Here is an 18,562-nt window from a genome sequence, read left to right as displayed (position 1 = left end):
CTGTTTTTTCGTTTTAAGCACAACGTAAAGAAGCTACCACCAAACACAGCAGCTTCTCTACTTTTTTAAATATATTTTCGATGGACGGACTTGCCATCATACGTAAACACAACTGTTTTATTCTCAAGAATGGTTTCCATGTGAACCGGTCTGCCCCAAAGTTGGAAAATATAAGGCAGTACTTTTTCAAGATATTTTAAGTCTAATTCAATGTCTTCGTACCAGTGTTTTAAGTACAGTTCACCACTTTTTAGATAATCCCCATCATTGACGGTGATATACGGAAAACCTCCATTGACGCGCATGTTTACAAGCTGGTCACGAACTTGTGTCCACTGCTTATCAATAATTTTATAATCTCGACCTTGCTTTTGGAACAGATACATGTCCTCACGCAGTACTAAATCCTTTGTTAAATAATTTCGAATGAACGAAATATCCGATTCCACTTCGCGAACCTCAAAGATTTTTTCTCGTCCAGAGGCTTTCTGAACACCACGTTCCATCATTTCCTTCGTGGGGTTATTGTAGCGTTCCTCTATGTCTTCAAAGATTTTCAAACCTAAATAATATGGATTAATGCTTGTTTTTGATGGCTGAACAACACCTGCGTTAAGCTTCGCAAACTCAATCGCTTCATCAGACGTTAAATCCATTTCACGAATAATGCGCTGGTGCCAATACGAAGCCCAGCCTTCGTTCATAATTTTCGTTTCAAGCTGAGGCCAGAAATAGAGCATTTCCTCGCGCATCATTGTTAAGATATCACGCTGCCAATCCTCAAGTTCGCGACTATATTGTTCAATAAATAAAAGAATATCTTTTTCAGGCTGTGGTGGGAATTTTCTTTTCTTTCGAGTAACCGGCTTTTCATTTGCTTGCTTTCGATCTAAGTTCCATAAATCATCATAAGGTGAAGACCTTCGTTTGACTTCCTCCTCTTCCTCATCCTCAAGACTCCACGCAAGCTTTGGCCTCATTAAAGAAGGGTCAATATGCTCTTGAATGGCCAATACAGCATCTAAAAATGTCTCCACTTCAAGCTTTCCGTATAAATGCTCATAATGTTTTACCCGCTCAGCGGTTGCGGCCATACTTTCGACCATATCACGCTTTGTATTGCTAAAACGAAAATTATTTTTGAAAAAATCACAGTGTGCAAGTACGTGGGCAACAATTAACTTGTTTTGAATGAGGGAATTGGAATCAAGCAAAAATGCATAACATGGGTCAGAATTGATGACGAGCTCGTAAATCTTACTTAAACCTAAATCATACTGTAGCTTCATTCGATAAAATTGCTTTCCAAAGCTCCAATGAGAAAAACGTGTTGGCATCCCGTAAGCACCAAATGTATAAATAATATCTGCAGGACAAATTTCATATCTCATTGGATAAAAATCAAGCCCAAATCCTTCTGCAATTTCTGTAATTTCATCAATTGCATATTCGAGCGCCTGACGGTCCGAATCTCTCACAGTTGATCTCCCCCTTTTCGTCCTTATCACAATTTATGAGTAATTAGTCAAAATCATGAATGGGGGATTTGAATGTTATATGTTTTTAACCAAAAATGGCCACAATTCGTGGCCATTTCCATCCCTTATTTTACTTCTTCAATGCTTAAGGATAATAACGATTCTGTTTGGGGATTAAACAGAATCATCACTCTTGCTGTAAACGTACGGTCTTTTGATTGAATAGTCAATTCGAACGTATCCTTTGATTGCTTATCCGTGATTTCTTCTCTACCCCTATATTGATAATCACTAATCCTGCTATCCGAGTAATTTAACTTTGTAACTTCAACTGCAATTTTTCCCCATTTTTCATAATCTGTTGGAAGCTGTTGCTCCTCCTGTGGCGGTTTTTGAGGTGGTTTCTGCTGTGCACCTACAAGTCCACCCCCTGCCAAAAGGAACATACTACAAAAAATTGGGATGAATATCTTTTTTACCAATGTCATTACCTCCTATGTAAAAATCAATTGTATTTTGTGCGTTTACAGGAGATATTAATCATTTTATTTTTTCCAGAAAAACAATGAGCCATTTTTATGTATTCAAAATTGTTTTGGCTTCTTGCCCAAGTTTTACACCGAGAAAAATCTTCGTTTCTCCACAAACTATAATCAACTCCTAAAGAGGAGGGAAAAAGCGATGAATACCGTAGATTACGACAAAGCTCTTTACTATACACATCGTTCACAGTGGGACAACCTACTTATTCTAATGGTTCGAACAAAGGATGATTTCCTTTCAAAAAAAATCGAACACTTTTTACACGCATATAATTTTGAAAAAGACTATTCCGTTATTGAACGACAGTTATATTCTTTACTACGCTATATAGACCATGCATCCACAGAAAGCATGGAAGAATTAGCTGCTCATATGTAAGTGGGGAACTGTTCCCCACTTATTACATAAAAAAAGGACCCATAGGGTCCCTTTTATTTATAAGTTGTTATTGACTTGTTTCATGACATCTGATGAAATTTCATTTAACGCATTTTGGCTATCTGCTAATGAATTTCCTTTGACACCGAAATAGAATTTTACTTTTGGCTCTGTTCCAGAAGGTCTTAAGCAGAACCATGAACCATCTTCGAGAAAGTATTTTAACACATTTGATTTTGGAAGTTTAATTTCTTCTTTTTGACCTTCCCCTACATTTGTGCGAACACTCTCTTTATAGTCCTCAATTCGAGTTACCTTTCGACCAGCTACAGCTATTGGTGGTGTGCTGCGGAAGCTAGCAAGGAGATTATTGATTTGCTCTGCACCTTCTTTACCTTTCAATGTTAAAGATTCAAGGCCTTCGCGATAATACCCATATTTCTCAAAAATCTCCATTAACCCTTCATACATTGTCATACCTTTGTTTTTATAATATGCACAAACTTCAACCGCTAATAAAGCAGCTTGAACAGCGTCTTTATCACGAACAAAGTCTCCAATTAGGTAGCCATAGCTTTCTTCGTAGCCAAATTGGAATTTATAATCTCCAGTGTTTTCGTATTCCTTGATTTTTTCACCGATAAATTTAAAGCCTGTAAGTGTATCGATGGTATCTAGCCCAAATGATTTAGCGATTTCTCGTCCAATTTCAGAAGTAACGATCGTCTTTAGAACAACCCCATTTTCAGGTAGCATGCCTTGCTTTTTCTTTTCAGATAAAATGTAGTGAAGTAAAATAGCACCTGTTTGGTTACCGGTTAATACAACGTATTCACCTTTGTCATCTTTTACGGCAACCCCTAAACGGTCTGCATCCGGGTCTGTTCCGATTAAGATATCAGCATCAATTTTCGTACCCTCTTTAATCGCAAGTTCAAATGCAGCATGCTCTTCAGGATTGGGTGATTTTACTGTTGAGAAGTTTGGATCAGGAAGTTCTTGTTCTTTTACAACTGTAACGTTTTCATAGCCAAAAGCTTTTAGGCCATTACGAACTGGCTTGTTAGCCGTTCCGTGAAGTGGCGTAAACACAACTTTTACTCCAACCCGTGAAAGCTCGGGATTGATTGAAATGGTTTTTAGTTTTTCTGTATACGCATTATCAATTTCAGTACCAATGATTTGAATAAGTCCAGAAGCCTTTAAATCTTCCTCACTACCCACATTTAGTTCAAGCTCATTCTCAATTGCATTTACTTTTTCAATGACTGTATCAGCAGCTTCGGGTGGTAGTTGTCCTCCATCAGAACCGTATACCTTATACCCATTATATTCTGGTGGATTATGGCTAGCTGTTACGACGATTCCTGAAAAAGCATTTAAATGACGTACTGCATACGAAAGCTCTGGTGTTGGTCTAAGTTCATCAAAGACATAGGTTTGAATGCCTTGTGAAGCTAGGGTTTTCGCTGCCTCCATTGCAAATTCAGGTGATTTATGACGGGAATCATACGCAATTACAACCCCTCGACGTTTCGCTTCTTCTCCGAATGATTCGATAAAAGCAGCAAGCCCTGCAGAAGCCTTTCTTACAGTATATATATTCATGCGGTTTGTTCCTGGCCCGATTTCCCCACGCATTCCACCAGTTCCAAACTCGAGGTTTTTATAAAAGCAATCTTCAAGTTCCTTTTGATTGTCTTTCTTTTCAAGTAATGCATTCTTGATTTCTTGATCTAACCCTGGCATGTTCAGCCATTGGTTATACTTTTCCATCCAGCTCATATACGATGAACCTCCTGTTTTCAGTTGTAAATTGAAGTCTTGTTTTGTCTTCTACTTATTCTATATAAAATCCTGTTGATTTCCAATTAATTTTATCATAGATTGTATAAAATCGAATGAAAATGAGGAAAAAGGCTAATATTTTACTAACATAGTTACATATTGAAGAAATCCGCTTAGGCATCGGTATATCACCATCTCCTTTTCCTGGATCTGATTTACCGATTAGTTCTCATGCGGTATATCAACATCTTGTTTTGCTTCATTTGATGTACCGATTAACCTCTTTACGGGATATCAACATCTACTTTCTACACATCTGATATACCGATTAACCTCTTTACGGGATATCAACTTCTACTTTCTACACAGCTGATATACCGATTAACCTCTTTACGGGATATCAACTTCTACTTACTACACAGCTGGTATACCGTTTAACCTCTTTACGGGATATCAACAGCTGTTTTTCACTCATTTGATAATCCAATTCATTAGCCCAGCACATAAAAAACAGACGGATTTCTCCGTCTGTTACATATCTTCTCCACTTGGTTCTGTCGCATCTTTAATATTGGATTCGACCTCTGCTTCATAGCCTTTTCTTTCAGCGTCAGTCCAGTTAAAACGATGAGACATGTAGGCCACAATCTGCTTTTTCCATTCGTTGACCCAATCCATATTGAAGAACATTGCCCCGGTTCGGCGAATAAGGAAATCGATTGGTTTTGTAACCATTTCATACTGAATACCATATTCAAGGGATGCTAAGACATCGAGTGGAAGATCAGCTTTGGTTGCGGAATCCTTCAAATCCGCCATCATTCCTTTCACAATCTCAATGTTTGAACCATATAATCGTGTTAATTTTTCTGCGTCTTCAGTAGTAAGCTGGAATTCCTTCACTAATTGCTGCACCTTTTCACTGACAAACCCAGGGTAGTTTTTCGAACCGCCAACATTCCCTCCAGATATGGCAATATCCTTTGTTTGACATGGTTTAAGACGAGTATGGCCTTCTTCCTCCAAGAGCTTCCCTACTCGATCCACTACGGTTTCCGCCATTTTGCGGTAACCTGTTAATTTTCCGCCAGCAATTGTGATTAAGCCAGAATCAGAAACCCAAATTTCATCCTTACGAGAAATTTCAGAAGGATCCTTTCCTTCTTCATATATTAGTGGACGAACTCCAGCCCAGCTTGATTCAATATCTGAATCCTTTACTTTGACGGTCGGGAACATGTAGTTAATCGTGTTAAGTAAATAGATACGATCCTTAGCGGTAATAGTCGGATGAGCCGCATCCTTGTCATAAAATGTATCTGTTGTTCCAACATATGTTTTCCCGTCACGTGGAATCGCAAATACCATCCGTCCGTCTGGAGTGTCATAATAAACGGCTTGTTTTAACGGGAACTTGGATTGGTCAATGACGATATGGACACCTTTCGTGAGCCTTAATACTTTTCCTTTTTTCGAATGATCTGCTTCACGCATTTTGTCTACCCAAGGTCCTGTTGCGTTTACAATTTTTTTGGCCATAATTTGATATTCTTTGCCTGTTAATTGGTCGACTACATATACACCTGTTATCTTTTCATTTTCATAAACAAAGGATTCAACCTTTGCATAGTTGACCGCTTTTGCCCCTTTTTCAATGGCCTTTTTCATGACCTCGATGGTAAGGCGTGCATCATCTGTTCGATACTCAACATAGTAGCCTCCACCTTTAAGGCCTTCCTTCTTAATGAGTGGTTCTTTTTTTAATGTTTCTTCTGCATTTAACATCGATCTTCTTTCAGATTTTTTCACTCCTGCTAAAAAATCGTACACACGAAGACCGATGGAGGTTGAAAACTTCCCAAACGTTCCTCCCTGATGGAGTGGCAACAGCATCCACTCAGGGGTTGTTACATGTGGACCGTTTTCGTACACGATTGCTCTTTCTTTGCCAACCTCGGCCACTAGACCAACTTCAAATTGTTTTAAATAACGAAGACCACCATGAACGAGCTTTGTGGACCTGCTTGATGTTCCAGCTGCAAAGTCTTGCATTTCAACAAGGCCCGTCTTAAGTCCGCGGGTTGAAGCATCAAGTGCGATTCCTGCACCCGTAATTCCTCCACCTATAATAAATAAGTCTTGAACTTCCTTCTCCATTTCCTCTAAAATAGAACTTCTATTTATACTTGAAAACTGTGACATTCGTCCCCACTCCTTGAGGGTAGAAAAAAAGAGAGACCACAAAAGACATTGCACAATAGTGACAATGCTCCTGCGGTCTCTCCCAATCTCCTACCGAAATATTAACTTATCTTTATGATAGCACACCCATTATTTAAATGCCATAGTCGCTTGTACTGCCTTTTTCCAGCCGTTATATAATTCTTCTTGTTTTTCTTCACTCATTTTTGGTTCAAAAGTTTGGTCAATTGCCCATTTATTTGATATTTCAGATTGATCCTTCCAAAAGCCAACAGAAAGACCTGCCAAATAAGCAGCCCCCAATGCGGTTGTTTCATTTATGACTGGACGTTCGACCGGTACGCCTAAAATGCCACTTTGGAAATGCATTAGGAAGTTATTTTTAACAGCTCCACCATCGACACGCAATTTCTTCAAGGAAATGCCTGAGTCAGCTTCCATGGCAGTTAAGACATCCTTTGTTTGGTATGCCAGTGACTCTAAGGTTGCACGAATGAAATGCTCCTTTGAAGACCCGCGTGTAAGGCCAAATACGGCTCCACGGACATCACTGTCCCAATAAGGTGCACCAAGTCCTACAAATGCCGGAACAACATAGACACCATCGGTTGAGTCAACCTTCACCGCATAACCTTCACTATCCTTAGCATCATTAAACATCCGAAGCCCATCGCGAAGCCACTGAATCGCTGAGCCCGCAACAAATATACTTCCTTCTAAAGCATATTCAACTTTCCCGTTAATGCCCCATGCAACTGTTGTTAACAATCCATGTTTAGAAGGTACGGCTTGGTCTCCTGTATTCATTAGCATAAAGCAGCCTGTGCCATAGGTATTTTTCACCATACCTTGTTCATAGCATGCTTGGCCAAAAAGTGCTGCCTGCTGGTCACCCGCTACACCGGCTATCGGTACCTCTTGACCAAAGAAATGATATGTCGTTGTCGTCGCATACACTTCTGATGAAGGACGAACCTCGGGCAACATCGACTTTGGAACGGTTAAATACTCTAACAGCTCATCGTCCCATTTTAATTCGTAAATGTTATACATTAATGTTCTTGAGGCATTTGAATAATCCGTAACATGCGCTTTTCCACCCGAAAGCTTCCAAATTAACCATGTGTCAATCGTTCCAAATAGGAGCTTGCCCGCTTCCGCTTTTTCACGCGCACCTTCGACGTTATCTAAAATCCATTTTACTTTTGTACCTGAAAAATAGGCATCGATCAGTAGACCCGTTTTTTCTCGGAACTTTTCATTTAAGCCTTTTTCTTTTAATTCCTCGCAAATACCTGCTGTTTGACGGGATTGCCAAACAATCGCATGATACACCGGCTGACCTGTTTCTTTATCCCACACAACTGTGGTTTCACGTTGGTTCGTAATCCCAATCCCTGCAATTTGTTCTGGCTTTACATTTGCTTCGGATAGGACCGAAGCCATCACTGCTAATATTGAGCCCCATATCTCATTTGCATTATGTTCCACCCAGCCTGGCTGAGGAAAGATCTGTGTAAACTCTTTTTGTGCAGCATGCACGATTTCCCCTTTTTGATTAAACAAAATAGCACGAGAACTTGTGGTACCTTGATCCAGCGAAAGTATGTATTGTTCCATCTGATTAGCCCCCCTAAAAACTTATCCTTACATAAAAATTAACACGCTTACATATTTTTTGCTACCTAGAAGAGCAATTTTTATTCAGGTCTAAAATCTTTTTCACTGAATAAATGTAGTAATGGTCTTTTTTAAAAAAATCTTGTAAGGAGTGACAATGCATTGATTGAAAAAGAAGTGACGGTTACGCTCAAGGATGGCCTACATGCGAAAACAGCCGGGAAATTAGTTCAGAACTTAAGCCGATATACGAGTGATGTTGAATTTCATCTAAAAAATAGATCTTATAATGCTAAAAGCATTTTAGGTTTAATGGGTGCAGGTATCCGTGAAGGACAAATCCTTACGGTTCGAATTGAAGGTTCGGATGAAGAGGAAGCATTTGAATGGCTTAAGACATTTATTTAATTGAAGAAAACCACGATTGATATCTGTTTTGATATGAATCGTGGTTTTTTGATGGTTACTTTTTAATTTTTTCAATAAGTTCATGTAATTGAACCGCCGCCATCGATTCCAATCGATGATCCACTTCACAAAAATCTAAATCCTTCGTAACCTGGTTCGGTACGATCACACAGTACATTCCTGCACGTTTCGCTGCAAGTGCTCCATTGGCGGAGTCTTCAAAAACCAGACATTCCTCTGGTTGCACACCCAAGCATTTGGCTGCTTCTAAATAAAGAGTGGGGTCTGGTTTTACCTTTTCAACATCATCTGAAGTACGAATGCACTCAAAGTAATCAAATAAGCACAGATTTTTTAAATGAGTGGAAACCCACTTATAATCGGAGCTTGATGCTAGTCCTATTTTTAAGCCTGCCTTCTTTGCCGCCGATAGATACTCTTCGACTCCAGGCAGTGCCCCCTCATTCTTCATACGTTCCTGAAACCGAGTATGTCTTTGCTCGGTGAGTAACTCATGGTCTACTCTTTTCCCAATTTGTTCTTCTAAAAATGAGAAAGGATTGAATCCCGCTTGAGTTCCAATGACCTTGCCCCATACAGACATTGGAAGCTCGGAACCATGCTCTTGAAATATTTCATTTAGCACATTGTATTCATTCGTTTCTGTATCATAAATTAACCCGTCGAAATCAAAAATAACTGCTTTTATCAAAAAATCATCTCCTTCCTACTAATCCACCTCCTATTATAAGGAATTACGCAGCAAAGTCCATTTTTCTACACTTAACTTTGTCACATTTTGTTCACAAAAATATCTTCAAATCAAGATTTTGCATTTTACAATCTCCTGTAGTGATACTATAATTTTGAGTATACTTATGTGGAATGAGGGATTCGATGAATTCTAAAACAAAAGAAAAAATGCTGGAGACCTATTTATTTATTGCTTTTGCAGCCGCATTAATATCCACTCTTGGCAGTCTTTATTTTTCAGAAATCCAAAAATTCGTACCATGTGAACTATGTTGGTACCAGCGAATTTTTATGTACCCTCTTGTCATCATTTTGGGTATTGGGATTGCTAAAAAGAACTACTCTATCGCACTTTATACTTTTATACTATCTATAATGGGTGGCTCCATTTCAATCTACCATTATCTAGTTCAAAAGGTACCTACAGTTGGTGAGAATTCACTTGCTTGTGGAATTGTGCCTTGTACAAGCCAGTATATTAACTGGTTCGGCTTTGTGACGATTCCTTTTTTAGCCTTAATTGGTTTTACAATCATTGCGATAACTAGCTTTATCACATTAAAAAAGTTGAAAGAAGGGAAATAGATTTGAAAAAGATTATTATTTTTACAGCCATTATCGTTGTTCTCTTTGGTGCGCTTGCCTATGTATCAACTACTCAAAACAAGCAAAAAGCAGAAGGGAATCCGTACGGTAAAGATAAATTAGATCCAGCGACACTTGCCCAGCTAGACGACCCAAACTATGGAAATCAAATATTACCTGACGAATTAGAAACTAAGCTAAAAAATGGTGAAAGTATGACTGTCTATTTTTACAGTCCAACATGTTCACACTGTCAAAATACAACGCCAGTCATCGTTCCAATGGTTGATGAAATGGGACTTGATTTAAAGAAATACAATCTTCTAGAGTTTGAAGAAGGCTGGAAAGATTATGGTATCGAATATACACCAACTTTAATTCACTTTGAAAATGGTGAGGAAGTTTCACGTCTTGTTGGATACCACGAGGACCATAATGAATTTAAAACATGGTTCGAAAGTGCAATGGCAAGTTCCAAATAAAAGGAAATCCCTGCTCGAATGATTGAGCAGGGATGTTTGTACGTTAAGGCAACGACTACCTTATGTATTAAGCCAAATATTGATTCGCAGGCTTTGCATATTTACTTAATACTTCCGGGTTGTTCACACGTTGAAATTCCTCAATGGTAAAAGGAAACAAATAACCATAATCATTTAAAATTTGTACATTCCTGGCAAAAATTTCCCCATGGCATTCCTGGTAGCCCTCTTCTTGAATTGTTTCTAGGACTGCAATAATCGCTTGTAGACTTGAGATGACTTTAAAAGCCTTATCCAATGTTCGATTATAGTAGACGTCTTCCTCTTTTGGCGCTAACACATTCCATTCTTCTAGTTTCCCAATATACTCATCTTCGAAATAGATTGGAAAGATGGAAGAATACATGTAATCGATTAGCTCCGTAATGTGAAGTTCTTGCTCCGGAGTTGATGCTACTACAATTTTCAATGTAAAACCCACCCTTTTATCTCCATTATTATCAAATGCGCCTTGGCGTATTTGCGCCCGATTTTTTTAGGCCCACACGAAGTGGGTCACAAAGACGTTGCCACAGGAAGTGGCGTTCTTAGTCTTTGATCTTCTTGTGCTCGAAAAATTTCCTTTGAAAAATCGTGGCATCCGCCGGAGGCTTTACCTTTATTCAGTCAAGGATTGAATCCGTACTGAATAATAGACGATTACATTCATCCCAACTTATAGAAAAAGTAGATGAACGGTGAATAAAGTTAAGATTAGAATAACATAGGATTCTTTGTTTTTGGTACGGTAAGTCTTTCCTTAATATCCACCTTTCTCTTTCTTTCATTTCGTGGATTGGATATACTTTTTAACAAGACAATTTGTACAGAGGAATTCACTCTATTTATTCAAATTGTTATTCAACGGGTTCATCTTTACAAAATTTTAAAAATGAGGTTATCATATGTTAACGAAACGTTTTGGCGAATGGTTTGAGGTGTCGATTCCTAAAGACTGGGAAGGTATGACAATTGAGGATGTGCTAAAGAAGGTCTGGACTGTGCCGAAGCAAATGCTTCATCATTTGCGGATGGAAAAAGGCGTTAAGCTTAAAGGTGAAAATAAACCATGGACCACGTCACTCATGCACAATGACAAACTGCAAGTCCGGCTTTTTATCGAGGAGGATTTTGGTGTCGAGCCAGATTATGTACCAGAGTTACAAATTTTATTCGAGGATGACCATCTTCTAATCGCCAACAAACCTTCTGGAATGGACACGCATCCCAACGAAGAAGGCCAGCTTGGTACACTTGCTAATGCGGTAGCCTATCACTTTCAAGCCAACGGTGTTCAAACAAAGGTGCGTCATATTCATCGCCTTGATCACGATACAACCGGGGCAGTTATTTTTGCTAAGCACAAACTAGCTTCAGCGATTTTAGATCGTCGGCTTGAAAATCGGGAAATCAAACGAACCTATCTTGCCTTAGTGCACGGAATCATCAAACAAAAAAAAGGAACAATCGAGGCCGCCATTGGTCGAGATCGTCATCATCCAACTCGCAGAAGAGTGTCACCAACAGGGCAAAAAGCAATTACCAAATTTAAGGTTCTTCAAACGTTTTCTAATAAAAAATTGTCCTTAGTAGAGCTTGAACTTTTAACAGGTAGAACTCATCAAATCCGTGTACATATGAGCCATCTTGGCCACCCACTTGCAGGAGATAGCATATATGGTGGACAACCTATTTTTCCGCGACAGGCCCTACATGCAGCGCAAATAAGTTTGGAACATCCGTTCACAAATGAAAAAATCATATGTGAGGCACCTTTCTTAGATGTCCCACCCATTTTTGAAAATCTGCCGGTCTAATTTAGCTTAGGACTGGTACACATGCGGGAAATGTTATTTTCATGTATACTTAGAAGATAGAAGTGAATAAGGAAAGGAGTTTGCCATTGCAGGACTTACTTATTTACGTCATATTAGGTCTTGGTATTGGAGTAATGTCCGGCTTTTTTGGAATTGGCGGAGGGTTTATTCTTACACCAACCTTAATCCTAATGGGCTTTTCTCCAGTGATCGCAATTGCGACAAGCTTATTATATACAGTTGCTACCTCCCTTTCCGGAGTAGGAGCACATCTTCGACTAAAGCATATTAAATGGGAGACATCCATTATTATTGGAATAAGTGGGATTGTAGCCACACAGCTAGCACACCCATTTGTTATTTTTCTTGGAAAATATCAACTGGAAAACACCGTCATTCCATTGATGTATTTAGCACTTACCTTATATTTTTCAATTTCAATATTATTAAGCAAATCTCCTGGTAAGGAGCAATCAGCTAGGAAATCAAAATATGGTTATGTAAAAATTGTATTAATCGGATTATTCGCCGGCTTTATTTCAACGGTATTAGGAGTAGGCGGTGGCTTTATAATTGTTCCATTGTTAATGGGCGTGCTTGCGTTTCAACCAAAATATGCGGTTGGTACAAGCTTGCTTAGTGTATTCATGATTGTTGTGGCTGGTTTTGCAACCTACGCATCAACCGTTGAACTTGATTATGGAGTTATCGGAAGCCTGATTGTAGGTGCCCTTGTTGGCGGTCAGCTTGGTGCAAGGGTTACGAATGTATATGAGGATAAACAAGTTCGCATGTTTTTAGCTGGGCTCTATATCGCAACCGGAGTGAGTCTCTTATTTAAGCTTTTCCATTTAGATTTTGTCGGTTTACTCATTCTATTTACCTACTGCTTATATATGCTTTCACATTTCTTACTTCATACTTTGAAAATTCGTTTCAAGGAAAAAGAAGTTGGATAACAACACCATCCCTAGTATGTAAAGGATGGTGTTTTTTAGTATATAATGTAAATAATGAATCTGTTTGAGGTGACATGATGAATTTTTATGATGAAGTATTGAAGCGAAAAGATGATTTACTACGCGATTTACAAACCATTTTACGCATCGAAAGTGTGAAGGATCTTAACAGCCAAACAAAAAATCGTCCGATGGGTGATAAAATTGGTGAGGCGTTGGAAACCATGCTTTCGATTACTGAGTTTGCTGGATTTCAAACTACAAATATTGATGGTATGGTAGGTTATGCAGAATATAGCCCTGCTAAGGCCGATGATTACATTGGTATCCTTTGTCACTTGGATGTTGTTCCAGCAACGGGTGATTGGACAACGCCCCCATTTGAACCAACGATTCGTGATGGAAAATTATATGCAAGAGGAGCCATTGATGATAAAGGCCCAACAATAGCAGCTTATTATGGACTCAAAATTGTGAAAGAGCTCGGTCTTCCATTAAAACACAATATTCGTATGATTTTTGGCACTGATGAAGAAAGTGGCATGAGCTGCATGAAAAAATATGTTGAAGTTGAAAAAGCTCCTTTAGCTGGCTTTGCACCTGATGCCGATTTTCCAATCATTCATGCTGAAAAAGGACAAATCAATGTTAAGCTAGGACTTCAGAATGTATCAAGTGACGATAAGGGAGATTTCTCACTTCTTTCTTTTATGTCTGGTGAAAAAGGGAATATGGTGCCAGATGTGGCTGAGGCTAACATTATCGGTCAAGACGCTACACTCGTTCCAAGCTTTTTGAAATACTGTAAGGAAAAAGGAGTGGCCTATTCCTATTCACAAGACGGAGACCAAACCATGCTGAAGATAGTCGGAACTTCCGCTCATGGGATGGAGCCTCATAAAGGGGTGAACGCTGCCTTACTTTTAGCTTCGTTCCTACAGCAATATTCATTTGAAGCTAGCGCCAATCATTATATCCAATTCATATACGAAACGCTCTATAACCAGTTCAAAGGTGAAGGGTTAGGGATTGAGTTTTCGGATGAGATTACCGGCTCACTTACAGTGAATGCTGGAATTTTTAAATTTGAGAAGGATGAAATTGCTGAGATTCACTTAAATATTCGTTGCCCGGTTGAGACGAATTATGAGGCAACTATTGAAAAATTAACAAAAACAGTCGAATCCTATTCCTTTAAAATTACTTCCCTTGCTTCAAAGGAACCACATCATGTTGCGAAAGATTCACCATTGGTTAAGGCGCTTCAGGAAGTATATGAAACAGAAACCGGTGAAGAGCCTACACTTTTAACAACTGGTGGTGCTACATATGCACGTTTTATGAAAAATGGGGTCGCTTTTGGGGCCGTATTTCCAGGAAAACCAATGACGGCTCACCAAAAAAACGAATACATCGAAATTGATGACTTGTTAAAGGCAACCGCTATCTATGCTCATGCTATCTATCGGTTAGGCAATCTATAATTTATCGAATAGAGGTTCTCTCCTGCACAACTAGGTTTGAACCTCTTTTTCCTTTTCTCCATGTCTGTCCATTTCACATTTGCTATCCTCTCATACCATATAGTATCTTTAGAAAAAGGAGGTGCTCCATATGGGCTATAGTGGAGGCGGAAGTGGCTTTGCGCTAATTGTAGTTCTATTTATCCTATTAATCATTGTAGGAGTTTCTTATGTCTATTAATCGATAGGTTTTAAGCGAAATCCACCGCGTATCCCATAATATCTCCTCTTAAGGTGTTTCAGAGGCGAAAGCCCTTGAGGCACCTTTTTTATATTTTCGTATCTAACCAATTGATCACATCTTTGTAAACTTTCTCTTTGTTAAGTTCATTCAAAATTTCATGACGACTATTTTCATAGAGTTGAACGGTTACATCCTTGATTCCTAATTTTTTATACATATCCGCAGATTTAAGAACCCCTTTTGAATAGTTCCCGACCGGATCCTTATCACCAGCAATAAAGTACATCGGTAATCCTTTCGGAATGTTTTTATTTGCGTTATGACTATTTACTTTTGCTACTCCATCAACAAGATCGTAAAAGAAGCCAGCCGTAAAAATTCCGCCACAAAGAGGATCCTGAATGTACTTGTCTACCTCCTTGTCATCTCTTGATAGCCAATCAAATTCGGTACGATTAGGACTGAAAGCTTTATTATAGCTACCGAACGTAAGCTTGTTCATAAGCGGACTCTTCGCTTTCTTCCCTTTTCGCTTCATTTCAAGCTGGGCTATTCTTATTCCAACCTTTCCAATCAGACCAGGGTCTCCGCCTGTTCCCGATAAAATGACACCTGTAAGCTTGTCACCATGTGTTTGTATATATCGTCGTGCTAAAAAGGAGCCCATGCTATGCCCGAATAAAAAAATCGGCACGTTGGGGTGATCCTTTTGAATGATATCGGTGAGCTGAAGCATATCTTTAACTACGAGATCAAACCCATTTTCCTCTGCAAAAAATCCCAATAAGTTAGCGTTAGTACCTGTTTTCCCGTGGCCACGATGGTCATTTCCATACACAATATATCCTTCTTTTATTAGTGACTTTACGAATAAATCATAGCGTTCAATATGCTCTGCCATCCCATGGGCAATTTGAACAATTCCTTTTCGTATGGCCTCGGGACTTTCCCACTTTTTATAAAAAATCGTAACGCCATCATCAGTTGAAAATGTAAGATCGGTACACGTCATCACCACAACCTCCTTTTACGTCTATTATATTCTGAAAATTATGTTTAAGATAGAGGAGAGGTATTCACTATTTTCAGATAAATCTCTTTCGTGTTTCCATTTTATGTGCATATAATAGAAGTAGGTTGCTAGAAAATTTGATGAGGGGAATGAACAAGATGAGTTCTTTTATCGTGAAAGGTACCTGGACTGGAGATCGAAATGGGAAGGGTACGATTACGACGGATGGGTTCCAAACAGCAGTCTCTGCTCCAAAGCAGCTTGATGGACCTGGAATCGGGGCTAATCCTGAGGAATTGCTAATTGCTGCCGCTACAAATTGCTATATGCTTACCCTTTCTGCCATCCTGTCAAATCGTGAGATCGAGTATACCCACCTCGAAGTGGAAACAGAAGGAATAGTAGGCAAGGACGGAAAGCGCCTTATCTTTGAAAAAATTGTTCATCAACCCGTTATTTTTGTAAAGAACGCGGACAATGAGTTACAAGAAAGATTAATTCAACTTGCTCATCGCGCAGAAAAAGCTTGCTTCATCTCGCAAACATTGAAAGGCAATGTGGAGGTTATGGTTGAACCTGTTGTTAAAGTGGTTGGGTAATGTTTTAGTACACCTCTAACCTAAGATGCACATTCTCAGTAGAGGTGTTTTTTGCCGGAATTTTGTTAACGACCATAGAATTATTATAACGGCCATAGCAAGCCCGCTATTGACCATAGAATCCAAATAACGACCATCAACGCCCGGTTAATAACCATAAAACAAAAAGGCAGTGTGTTCACACACTGCCTTTCTTCCAATTCATCCTCTTTGCGCTTGATATACCTTTAAGTTTGAATAAATGACTTCTAATAATGGCGTTTCGATGCCTTTTTCCCGGGCAATTTTATATAAATAGCCTTGTAGTTGATCAGCCTCTATATCCATCCCTTTTTCCATATCACGCTGCATCGAGGATTTCATTTCAAATGTCATTTGATTCGTAGTTTTTACATGTTTTTCCTCAATCTCTTCATCAATTGGTGCACCAATTGCCCTCATCACAGAACCGATTTCTTTGAATAGGTTTAGAATAAGCTTTTGGCCATTCTCCTCTTCACGAATCGGACCAATTGGTGATCTCATTAGAGTTGTAACGCCTGAAAATCCCGTGATGAACATGTATTTATGCCACATTTCACGAATGATATTGTCACTTAATTGAATATTTGTTTTCGTTCCAGACATCACATCTGCTAGTTTTAAAATGCGGGCTGTTCTTTCCCCCGTAAATTCCCCAAATAGAGCTCGGTGGTTGGGGCTTGTCTGAACAATCTTTCCTTCATAATCCAAGGTTGACTCAATAAAACATACTCCGCCTATTACATTTTCTGGATTAAATTTAGACTTTAAAACATCCACATGACTGTAGCCATTTAATAGTGGCAGAATCATCGTGTCTTCCCCCACATATGGTTCAATACTATGTAATGCGCCCTCAAGGTGATATTGCTTAGTTGAAACAATAATCACATCGAAAGGTCCCGCTTCTTCACCTGACTTAATTGTCTTCGGCTGAAATGTCACATTTCCATGGATACTCTTAATTTGAAGTCCATGCTCTTGTAATTGTTTTTGTCTTTTTTCACGAACTAAAAAGGTTACGTCTTCTCCCTTTTCAAGTAGACGTCCTCCGAAATAGCCGCCAATTGCCCCTGCCCCTACAACTAGTAATCTCAAAGTATTGCAACCCCTTTCATTTGAAATCTATCAATATTATAACAGAAAAAAGGCCAGCAACGCTGACCTCCTAAACGATGATTTAATTAGATACATAATTAGCAGCTGAACGGACTTCGACTGTTATTGAACTAGCATTTACAATTGTTTTCAATACAACTGGATATGGACGATTATTCGCAAATTTAAAGTCCAAATATGGGTATGCAACTGTTGCGTCATGCCCTAGCGGAACATAGCCCACTGGTTTTGAATGGTGATGAAGCTGAATGATTTCAAGTCCAGCTTTTGCAACTGCGTTATAAAGAGTACTTGACGTCTGGCATATTCCTCCCCCATATCCTGGGACAAATTCCTTATTAATAATAACAGTTGCAAGTGCATATCCATTTTCCTTGGAGCCATTTCCAACCACATGGTTAAAAGAAAAACGATCGCCAGGCCCTAACACAACATCGTTCACTTCAGATGCTGACTTTGAAATATTAAAGTTTCTTCCTGTTACAGACGGATCAAAATAGGTTGTAAAGCTTCCGAGGACAACTTCATTAATGCCTTGAACTTGATCCTCTGTTACATTTGGATTGGTCTCCTCAATTGGAAGAACGACTTGTTTATTAAAAACGGAATCATCTAGTATTCTAGTAACTAGTTCATCTTCCTTTAAAATCATTTGACTTTCCCCGCCTTGCAATTCTCCATTAGCACTTAGCTTAACAGGTTTCATTGGACGATCAATTGTCGCTGCTAAATCACTTGCTAATTGGACTGCCTTCGCTTTTAATTCTTCCTCCGTTTGGAACTCATCTCGGTTCAGAACTTCGATGACACTGTTATCACGAGGATCGATTATTGAAACTTCCCGGGTGTCCATCACTTGCTTTGTTTCAATCGTTTCAACAGGTGCAACTTGATGCAGCTCCACACTCACTGGTTCTTTCTTCTCAATGAGACTGCACCCACTCATTAATAAAACACCTAATAATAATGGCAATGTTGTTTTCTTCAAATTACTCTCTCCCATAATTTAATTGTTGTGGACAATGTTACAAATATTAAAAAAAGGTAACAAA

The 18,562-nt window shown here is 39.0% G+C and carries 19 protein-coding genes; 9 read left to right on the top strand and 10 right to left on the bottom strand.

The features are described from left to right. Positions 1-65: 65 nt before the first annotated feature. Both V7138_RS13645 and V7138_RS13640 read right to left on the bottom strand, forming a co-directional pair. On the bottom strand, positions 66-1,478 hold the full coding sequence (locus V7138_RS13645) for a SpoVR family protein (RefSeq protein WP_335398213.1): 1,413 nt from the start codon (positions 1,476-1,478) through the stop codon (positions 66-68). Positions 1,479-1,603: 125 nt separating this feature from the next. Further along, positions 1,604-1,960 (bottom strand): DUF3889 domain-containing protein, encoded by a 357-nt coding sequence (locus tag V7138_RS13640; RefSeq protein ID WP_335398211.1) that lies wholly within the window; start codon positions 1,958-1,960, stop codon positions 1,604-1,606. A 199-nt stretch (positions 1,961-2,159) separates the two neighbouring features. Between V7138_RS13640 and V7138_RS13635 the strand changes: the two genes are divergently transcribed. Beyond that, entirely contained in the window at positions 2,160-2,399 is a 240-nt protein-coding gene (locus V7138_RS13635; protein ID WP_099353313.1) for a YhdB family protein, read from the top strand. A 57-nt stretch (positions 2,400-2,456) separates the two neighbouring features. On the opposite strand, the gene V7138_RS13630 is transcribed toward V7138_RS13635, so the two are convergent. From V7138_RS13630 to glpK, 3 genes are all read right to left on the bottom strand, one after another. Next, positions 2,457-4,184, bottom strand: a complete 1,728-nt coding sequence (locus V7138_RS13630; protein WP_335398209.1) for a phospho-sugar mutase — start codon at positions 4,182-4,184, stop codon at positions 2,457-2,459. A gap of 534 nt (positions 4,185-4,718) precedes the next feature. After that, positions 4,719-6,389, bottom strand: coding sequence for a glycerol-3-phosphate dehydrogenase/oxidase (locus V7138_RS13625; RefSeq protein ID WP_335398207.1), 1,671 nt, complete (start codon positions 6,387-6,389; stop codon positions 4,719-4,721). A gap of 129 nt (positions 6,390-6,518) precedes the next feature. Next, a complete protein-coding gene (glpK, locus tag V7138_RS13620; RefSeq protein ID WP_335398205.1) occupies positions 6,519-8,009 on the bottom strand; it encodes a glycerol kinase GlpK in 1,491 nt (496 codons plus the stop codon). A gap of 162 nt (positions 8,010-8,171) precedes the next feature. Between glpK and V7138_RS13615 the strand changes: the two genes are divergently transcribed. Further along, positions 8,172-8,417, top strand: coding sequence for an HPr family phosphocarrier protein (locus V7138_RS13615; protein ID WP_335398203.1), 246 nt, complete (start codon positions 8,172-8,174; stop codon positions 8,415-8,417). Positions 8,418-8,472: 55 nt separating this feature from the next. On the opposite strand, the gene V7138_RS13610 is transcribed toward V7138_RS13615, so the two are convergent. Further along, positions 8,473-9,129, bottom strand: a complete 657-nt coding sequence (locus tag V7138_RS13610) for an HAD family hydrolase (RefSeq protein WP_335398201.1) — start codon at positions 9,127-9,129, stop codon at positions 8,473-8,475. Positions 9,130-9,314: 185 nt separating this feature from the next. Here V7138_RS13610 and V7138_RS13605 point away from each other — a divergent pair, with 185 nt between their 5' ends. Both V7138_RS13605 and V7138_RS13600 read left to right on the top strand, forming a co-directional pair. Continuing rightward, positions 9,315-9,755, top strand: a complete 441-nt coding sequence (locus tag V7138_RS13605) for a disulfide oxidoreductase (RefSeq protein ID WP_335398199.1) — start codon at positions 9,315-9,317, stop codon at positions 9,753-9,755. Between the two features lie 2 nt (positions 9,756-9,757). After that, on the top strand, positions 9,758-10,237 hold the full coding sequence (locus V7138_RS13600) for a thioredoxin family protein (RefSeq protein WP_335398198.1): 480 nt from the start codon (positions 9,758-9,760) through the stop codon (positions 10,235-10,237). 67 nt (positions 10,238-10,304) lie between these two features. Here the strand turns inward: V7138_RS13600 and V7138_RS13595 are convergent, their stop codons facing one another. Further along, positions 10,305-10,706, bottom strand: coding sequence for a DUF5365 family protein (locus V7138_RS13595; RefSeq protein WP_335398196.1), 402 nt, complete (start codon positions 10,704-10,706; stop codon positions 10,305-10,307). Between the two features lie 475 nt (positions 10,707-11,181). Here V7138_RS13595 and V7138_RS13590 point away from each other — a divergent pair, with 475 nt between their 5' ends. The 4 genes from V7138_RS13590 to V7138_RS13575 all read left to right on the top strand — a co-directional run bounded on the left by V7138_RS13590 (position 11,182) and on the right by V7138_RS13575 (position 14,756). Next, positions 11,182-12,093 (top strand): RluA family pseudouridine synthase, encoded by a 912-nt coding sequence (locus tag V7138_RS13590; RefSeq protein ID WP_335398194.1) that lies wholly within the window; start codon positions 11,182-11,184, stop codon positions 12,091-12,093. Between the two features lie 86 nt (positions 12,094-12,179). Beyond that, positions 12,180-13,052 carry a sulfite exporter TauE/SafE family protein gene (locus tag V7138_RS13585; RefSeq protein WP_335398192.1) on the top strand — a complete coding sequence of 291 codons (873 nt, stop codon included), beginning with the start codon at positions 12,180-12,182 and terminating at the stop codon, positions 13,050-13,052. Between the two features lie 77 nt (positions 13,053-13,129). After that, positions 13,130-14,536, top strand: coding sequence for a dipeptidase PepV (pepV, locus tag V7138_RS13580; protein ID WP_335398190.1), 1,407 nt, complete (start codon positions 13,130-13,132; stop codon positions 14,534-14,536). 130 nt (positions 14,537-14,666) lie between these two features. Continuing rightward, positions 14,667-14,756 carry a YjcZ family sporulation protein gene (locus V7138_RS13575; protein WP_335398188.1) on the top strand — a complete coding sequence of 30 codons (90 nt, stop codon included), beginning with the start codon at positions 14,667-14,669 and terminating at the stop codon, positions 14,754-14,756. Between the two features lie 88 nt (positions 14,757-14,844). Here V7138_RS13575 and V7138_RS13570 read toward each other — a convergent pair whose 3' ends face one another. Next, positions 14,845-15,771, bottom strand: a complete 927-nt coding sequence (locus V7138_RS13570; protein ID WP_335398186.1) for an alpha/beta hydrolase — start codon at positions 15,769-15,771, stop codon at positions 14,845-14,847. A 158-nt stretch (positions 15,772-15,929) separates the two neighbouring features. On the opposite strand from V7138_RS13570, the gene V7138_RS13565 reads away from it, so the two are divergent. After that, complete coding sequence (locus V7138_RS13565; protein ID WP_335398184.1) at positions 15,930-16,370, top strand: OsmC family protein; 441 nt, start codon at positions 15,930-15,932, stop codon at positions 16,368-16,370. Positions 16,371-16,571: 201 nt separating this feature from the next. On the opposite strand, the gene V7138_RS13560 is transcribed toward V7138_RS13565, so the two are convergent. Together V7138_RS13560 and V7138_RS13555 are read right to left on the bottom strand one after the other, a co-directional pair. Next, positions 16,572-17,489 (bottom strand): ketopantoate reductase family protein, encoded by a 918-nt coding sequence (locus tag V7138_RS13560; RefSeq protein ID WP_335398182.1) that lies wholly within the window; start codon positions 17,487-17,489, stop codon positions 16,572-16,574. 82 nt (positions 17,490-17,571) lie between these two features. After that, complete coding sequence (locus tag V7138_RS13555) at positions 17,572-18,498, bottom strand: VanW family protein (RefSeq protein WP_335398180.1); 927 nt, start codon at positions 18,496-18,498, stop codon at positions 17,572-17,574. Positions 18,499-18,562 lie beyond the last annotated feature (64 nt).

It is taken from the genome of Bacillus sp. JJ1533, assembly GCF_036965045.1.
Lineage (GTDB): Bacteria > Bacillota > Bacilli > Bacillales > Bacillaceae_L > Ferdinandcohnia.
The sequence above is the reverse complement of the archived record's forward strand: the minus strand, read 5'-3'. Positions and strand labels throughout refer to the sequence as shown.